Origin of the sequence: Vibrio sp. B4-6, assembly GCF_963888245.1 — a bacterium.
Taxonomy (GTDB): domain Bacteria; phylum Pseudomonadota; class Gammaproteobacteria; order Enterobacterales; family Vibrionaceae; genus Vibrio; species Vibrio anguillarum.
Genome location: NZ_CAWPIM010000029.1, coordinates 1 through 6,072, shown reverse-complemented (window position 1 = coordinate 6,072; position 6,072 = coordinate 1). Strand labels below are relative to the sequence as shown.

Annotated in this window: 6 protein-coding genes and 5 tRNA genes; 3 read left to right on the top strand and 8 right to left on the bottom strand. The window is 43.4% G+C overall.

Annotated features, from left to right (window positions below; translation table 11 throughout):
* The 5 genes from AACV20_RS09180 to AACV20_RS09160 all read right to left on the bottom strand — a co-directional run.
* On the bottom strand, positions 1-128 hold a 128-nt coding region (locus tag AACV20_RS09180), incomplete at its 3' end, for a GTP-binding protein (RefSeq protein WP_249929791.1).
* A gap of 101 nt (positions 129-229) precedes the next feature.
* A tRNA-Thr gene (locus AACV20_RS09175) sits at positions 230-305 on the bottom strand.
* A 10-nt stretch (positions 306-315) separates the two neighbouring features.
* Positions 316-390, bottom strand: a tRNA-Gly gene (locus AACV20_RS09170).
* 34 nt (positions 391-424) lie between these two features.
* Positions 425-509, bottom strand: a tRNA-Tyr gene (locus tag AACV20_RS09165).
* Positions 510-539: 30 nt separating this feature from the next.
* A tRNA-Thr gene (locus AACV20_RS09160) sits at positions 540-615 on the bottom strand.
* A 212-nt stretch (positions 616-827) separates the two neighbouring features.
* Here AACV20_RS09160 and coaA point away from each other — a divergent pair.
* Positions 828-1,751 (top strand): type I pantothenate kinase, encoded by a 924-nt coding sequence (coaA, locus tag AACV20_RS09155; RefSeq protein WP_010318972.1) that lies wholly within the window; start codon positions 828-830, stop codon positions 1,749-1,751.
* Positions 1,752-1,764: 13 nt separating this feature from the next.
* Here coaA and birA read toward each other — a convergent pair whose 3' ends face one another.
* Entirely contained in the window at positions 1,765-2,727 is a 963-nt protein-coding gene (gene birA, locus AACV20_RS09150) for a bifunctional biotin--[acetyl-CoA-carboxylase] ligase/biotin operon repressor BirA (protein ID WP_170908063.1), read from the bottom strand.
* Positions 2,724-3,770, bottom strand: a complete 1,047-nt coding sequence (murB, locus tag AACV20_RS09145; RefSeq protein ID WP_094133762.1) for a UDP-N-acetylmuramate dehydrogenase — start codon at positions 3,768-3,770, stop codon at positions 2,724-2,726. The genes birA and murB overlap by 4 nt, the downstream gene beginning before the upstream one ends.
* A gap of 8 nt (positions 3,771-3,778) precedes the next feature.
* Between murB and AACV20_RS09140 the strand changes: the two genes are divergently transcribed.
* Together AACV20_RS09140 and pssA are read left to right on the top strand one after the other, a co-directional pair.
* Positions 3,779-4,261 carry a GNAT family N-acetyltransferase gene (locus AACV20_RS09140; RefSeq protein ID WP_013857960.1) on the top strand — a complete coding sequence of 161 codons (483 nt, stop codon included), beginning with the start codon at positions 3,779-3,781 and terminating at the stop codon, positions 4,259-4,261.
* Between the two features lie 98 nt (positions 4,262-4,359).
* Positions 4,360-5,700 (top strand): CDP-diacylglycerol--serine O-phosphatidyltransferase, encoded by a 1,341-nt coding sequence (gene pssA / locus AACV20_RS09135; RefSeq protein ID WP_017042786.1) that lies wholly within the window; start codon positions 4,360-4,362, stop codon positions 5,698-5,700.
* A 273-nt stretch (positions 5,701-5,973) separates the two neighbouring features.
* Here pssA and AACV20_RS09130 read toward each other — a convergent pair.
* A tRNA-Asp gene (locus AACV20_RS09130) sits at positions 5,974-6,050 on the bottom strand.
* Positions 6,051-6,072: the final 22 nt, after the last annotated feature.

Below are 6,072 nucleotides of genomic sequence, written 5' to 3'. Positions count from 1 at the left end.
TCACCACCGTACACTTTTGAAAGTGTAGTACAGATAGCAGCAGTTAGAGTTGTTTTACCGTGGTCAACGTGGCCGATAGTACCAACGTTTACGTGCGGTTTCGTACGTTCAAATTTTGCTTTAGACATGAGTTGTCCCTCTAGGTACGGATTTAGGTGGCTTTGATGACCACGCAACCAAAATTATTGGTAAGGAGTATATATCAAAAGGAGATAATTGCTTGGAGAGCTGGTGCTGATACCCAGAGTTGAACTGGGGACCTCACCCTTACCAAGGGTGCGCTCTACCGACTGAGCTATATCAGCACTCAAAAATTGGAGCGGGCAGCGGGAATCGAACCCGCATCATCAGCTTGGAAGGCTGAGGTAATAGCCATTATACGATGCCCGCACACGTAACTCTGAGAGCTATTTCCTTAAGAATATGGTGGAGGGGGACGGATTCGAACCATCGAAGGCGGAGCCGGCAGATTTACAGTCTGCTCCCTTTGGCCACTCGGGAACCCCTCCAAATTTTTTCTTCATTCTTTCGAAAAAGAATGGTGCCGACTACCGGAATCGAACTGGTGACCTACTGATTACAAGTCAGTTGCTCTACCTACTGAGCTAAGTCGGCATAAGTGGAGCGCATTCTATTGAATGATGCTCAGCCTTGCAAGCCTAAATATTAAAAAAAAACCAATTTTCCATAAATCTCGCCTGTTCGTTGCTTTTTCAAGCAAAATGCGTTTTCTCACTCAATTCTATCGTTTAAGGCATTTCCATTCTTTTCACCTTAATGTATGTTTCATCCTCTTCTTTTTTCTGTCATTCATCGTTAGGTATTTTATGGGTCCTTATATCTCTTTTGATCGCAATCAATGGGCCGAGCTACGTAACTCTGTCCCAATGACTCTCTCTGAGGCTGACTTAAAAGAGCTACAAGGTATTAATGAAAACCTAACGATGAAAGAAACGGCTGAGATTTATCTGCCTTTGGCTCGCTTACTTAATTTATACGTGGCCGCCAGACAAAGCCGAAATGCGGTTTTGCATCAATTTCTCGGTAATACCGATATATCGCCTCCTTTTATCATTGGCATCGCAGGAAGTGTCGCCGTTGGGAAAAGTACTACGGCGCGTTTGTTAAAAGCGCTTCTTTCACGCTGGGAGAATCATCCCAAAGTTGAACTGATCACGACAGATGGGTTTCTTTTTCCCAACAAAATTCTTAATGAGAGAGGAATTATGGGGAAAAAGGGGTTTCCTGAATCTTATGATATGAAACGTCTGGTACAGTTTGTGTCGGATGTTAAAGCAGGAAAAAGAAATGTAAGCGCGCCGATCTATTCACATCTTACTTACGACATCACCACTGAAGAGAAAGTCGTCGATAGGCCAGATGTGTTGATCATTGAAGGATTGAACGTCTTGCAAAGCGGCATGGATTATCCACACGATCCACATCGAGTGTTTATATCTGATTTCTTAGATTTCTCACTGTATGTCGATGCGGACAGTCAACTTATTGAAAAGTGGTATGTTGAACGCTTTATGAAGTTTCGTCACAGCGCCTTTAAGGAGACGGGATCGTACTTTAGCCACTACACAAAACTGTCTGAGCTAGAGGCGAGAGAAAAAGCTGAGAGCATTTGGCACTCGATCAACGGTAAAAATCTGCAACATAATATTTTACCGACCAAAGAGCGCGCTCAGTTAGTTTTGCGTAAAGGCCTCAATCATACCGTGGAAGAGATACTACTAAGAAAATAGTTTGGTAAAGCGGTTACTCTGCCTTGCGTAACGATATTTCGCCACCAATGTAACTCTCCATTCCATTCTCTGTTTCTAGCAACACCGCTCCATATTCGTTGATCCCGTGCACCACGCCATAGACCTCTTTGGCGCCCATAAGCAGTTTAACTTTTCGACCAATAAAGTTATCGAGTCGATTCCAGCGCGGTATAAAATCCTTCATCCCATAAAGCTCGTAATCACGTAGCGCTTGGTCTAATGATTGAATAAAGACAATAGCGAGCAAGTTCCTGTCTATTTTCAGACCGTCGGCTACCTGCGACAAACTTGCCCATGGCTGGTCAATGGCTTGCTCATTTTCGGGCATGAAAATGTTCATTCCCATCCCAATCACTAAATGTGCCGCTGCGCCAGCCTGCCCTGTCATTTCGACTAAAATGCCCGCCAGCTTTCTATCCTGAAAATAGAGATCGTTCGGCCACTTAAGCTTTACACCGTCAAATCCGATGCTTGCTAGCGCTTCCACAATCGCGACCCCGACCACAAGGCTAAGCCCCATTGCGGCCGCCATCCCTGCGTCGAGTCGCCAGTACATGGAAACATAAAGATTGCTGCCAAAAGGCGATATCCACTGACGCCCACGCCGACCCCGCCCATTAGCCTGATACTCTGCTAAGCAAACGCTGCCCGAAGCAAGGTTATCTACACGTTCTAACAGGTATTGGTTGGTTGAATCGATAATGGGGAAAAGCTCGACAGGGTTATGCACGGCATTTTGGATCTGTGTCGCATCAAGTAGATTCAGTGATTGAGCAAGCTGATAGCCTTTGCCTTGGACGCGGAAAATATCAATTCCCCACTCCTGAATCCCTTTAATATGCTTACTGACTGCGGCGCGAGAAATACCAAGTTCTGCTCCTAGCAACTCACCAGAACAAAACTCGCCACTGGCCAGATGACGAAGTAATGATAGTTTGACACTGTACTCTTTCACTTTAATTCCTTAGCAAGATGCTCAAGGTTCGTTTCACCAATCGCATCTAAAAATCGGACTTCATGCTCTAAAAATATCGAAAATTTATCCTGAACTGCTATGCAAACTTTAATCGCTAGTTGAATGACATCAAAGGCTGTAGCGCTACCTTTATTTACCAACACTAAAGCTTGCTTCGGATGCACTTGAGCATCACCTAAGCTATACCCTTTGAGCCCACATTGATCAATCAACCACCCAGCCGCTACTTTTCTGCCTTCTTCCACGGGGTAAGAAACAAGATCGGGATAACTCTCAAGAAGAGCCTGCCAATGTTCTAAACTAATAATTGGATTTTTAAAGAAGCTTCCTGCGTTACCTAGCACCCGCGGATCGGGTAATTTGGCATTGCGAGTAGCGCATACCCGTTTATAAATATCAATAGCTTGGCAGGTGTGACTATCCAGTTCTTGCAAAGGTCCATAATTCAGTACGGGTTGCCATTGCTTCAATAGCTTTAGTCCTACCGCTACAACGATCGCGTTACTGTGCAAAGCGTGCTTAAAAATAGAATCACGATAACCAAATAGACATTGTTTAGCGCTCAGGCGCTTGACGGTTAAGGAGTCTAAACAGAGATAATCAACGTAATCACACACATCTTGAAACTCTACACCATAAGCGCCAATATTTTGGATAGGAGCAGAACCTGCACAACCAGGTATCAAAGCCAAATTTTCAAGACCTGCAATATTTTTCTTCACTGCCCATTCAACAAGTGAAGGCCAATCCTCACCACCAGAAACATGCAAATAATGGTAATTATCATCCTGCGTGTGCTGTAACCCTTTCAGTTGGTTGCTTAAAACCATTCCTTGAAAATCACAAGTAAAAAGGACATTGCTACCTTTTCCTAACATCAACTTAGGCAAAGTCTGCCATTCTGCGCTCTGGTAAATTTCCACCAAATCTTGCACAGAGAAAACTTCAGCTAATAATTGACAAGATTGTTCTAGGCCAAAAGTGTGGTATTTTTTTAAGCTCGCATTGGGATGTAATTGCATGGCATTCTATGGATAAATTAAACTCACGCCATTCTACAACAGATAACTATTCGAAGCAGGAAGAAATGTGGCAACTACAATTTGACATACTCCCCCCGATAAAACTTCCTTTGATCAAGCGAATGTACAAAGAACATTACCCTTCAGCAAAAGCTAGGAAAGATGAATTGTGCGTTATAGGCACGCTCGATGGGCAGATATCTGCTGTTGTCAGATTTAAAAATATTGATGTATATCGATTACTGACTGGCATGCTTGTGCTGCCAGAAAACCAAAAAAAAGGGATTGGGTCGCAGTTGCTCAATTATTGCAGCGAGAATATTCTCAATAATCAGGATTATTGCTTCGCATACGCTCATCTTGAGCCCTTTTATGCTCGTCATGGTTTTCACTCCATAATGACAGAAGAACTACCAATAGCTCTTATGCAACGGTTTGAGCGCTATGTATCCAGTGGTAAAGATCTCATTCCTATGAGATACCTAGGCTAGTATGACGAGAATGCGCGGCTTTTCTAGCAATTGAACCGTTGAATTTGGTAATATCCCCAGTTCGCAATTTTGCAAATAAGTAAGGTAAATCATCCAATATGATTGCTCATAGAAACCCATTCGAGCGATTGCCGACCATCGCACAATCACCGGATCATTTTGAAGTTTTATTTTCGGCAAAAGAATTTAAAAATCATCTGATCCAGTCGATCCGTCAGGCAAGTAAACGAATCTATCTTGTAGCGCTGTATTTAGAAGATGACGAAGCAGGCAGAGAAGTTTTAACGGAGCTATATAATGCCAAGCAAAGAAACCCTGGCTTAGATATTGCGATTTGCGTTGATTGGCATAGAGCGCAACGTGGATTAATTGGTGCGGCCGCTTCGGAAGGCAATGCTTCAATGTATCAAGAGTTCTCTCAGAACCACGAACACGCCATTCCCGTATACGGCATCCCCGTGCGAGGCCGCGAAGTTTTTGGTGTTTTACATCTCAAAGGTTTTATTGTCGACGACCAGGTGATCTATAGCGGAGCAAGCCTTAATAACGTTTATTTGCATCACAAAGAGCGCTATCGATTCGACCGCTATCACACCATCGACAACCAATCTCTTGCCGATAGCATGGTACAATTTATTCAGCAAAAAATGATAAGTCATCCTGCTGTCAATGACTTATCAAACACATCGAAGCCAACGACGAAAGATATCAAAACTGACATTCGGCAATTTAGAGCCTCTCTAGCAACAGCAAACTATGAGTTTGAGTCACAGATCCCAACAGCCGATCAAGTGGCTTTGACGCCACTGGTAGGTATTGGAAAGCGTCGAAATAAACTCAACCACAATATTAACCAACTGATCGCTCATGCTAAAGATGAAGTCTTTATCTGCACTCCGTATTTCAATTTTCCAAAAAGTGTCGCTAAAGAAGTTAAGAAAGCATTGAAACGGGGTGTAAAAGTTCACATTGTCGTTGGCGATAAAACGGCAAACGATTTCTATATTTCCCCAGAGCAAACCTTCAAGACAATCGGCGGCTTACCTTATTTATATGAGCTTAATCTACGCCGTTTTGCCAAAGTAAATGAAGCCCATATTGCCAGTCGAAATCTTTCTATCCATCTCTGGAAACATGAAGAGAATAGCTTCCATCTAAAAGGCGTATGGGTGGATAAGCGCTACATGTTGATCACTGGTAATAACTTAAATCCAAGAGCATGGAAGCTCGATCTCGAAAATGCCATTCTCATCCAAGATCACTATCACCACTTAACACCTAAGTTTGAGCAAGAGATCGACAACATCCTTCGACACACTCAACTTATTTGTACCTACAAACAACTAGAGAAGATAGAAAACTACCCTGATGCGGTACAAAAACTACTACGCAAAGTAACGCGAGTTAAGGCCGATAGAGTGCTCAAACAGATTCTGTAAAGCACAACACTGACGATTAGCCGACACCACGTGTCGGCTTTTTTATATGCCTACACGTTGTTTTCATATGGCTATAGATTGAGATAGTAGCGCCTTTCATGCAGCTACTCTGTTCGATGAACATAAGCCAAAAGAATTTCAGCGCTCAAGAGGACATCAAGGAATAAGCACAGGGAATCTAGTTGCAATAGAGAGAGCTTAAAACGACTTAAGCATCTCATTGAAACTCAAACGAAAGAAGCCCTGCTATTACTAGCAGGGCTTCTTAATAAGTGGCGGAGCGGACGGGACTCGAACCCGCGACCCCCGGCGTGACAGGCCGGTATTCTAACCAACTGAACTACCGCTCCGCAGCGTGTCTGGTTAGACAAT

Excerpts from the sequence above, each read along its gene's own strand:
- pssA (WP_017042786.1), top strand. The coding sequence starts at position 4,360 with ATGATTGCTCATAGAAACCCATTCGAGCGATTGCCGACCATCGCACAA.
- coaA (WP_010318972.1), top strand. The coding sequence starts at position 828 with ATGGGTCCTTATATCTCTTTTGATCGCAATCAATGGGCCGAGCTACGT.
- murB (WP_094133762.1), bottom strand. The coding sequence starts at position 3,770 with ATGCAATTACATCCCAATGCGAGCTTAAAAAAATACCACACTTTTGGC.
- AACV20_RS09140 (WP_013857960.1), top strand. The coding sequence starts at position 3,779 with ATGGATAAATTAAACTCACGCCATTCTACAACAGATAACTATTCGAAG.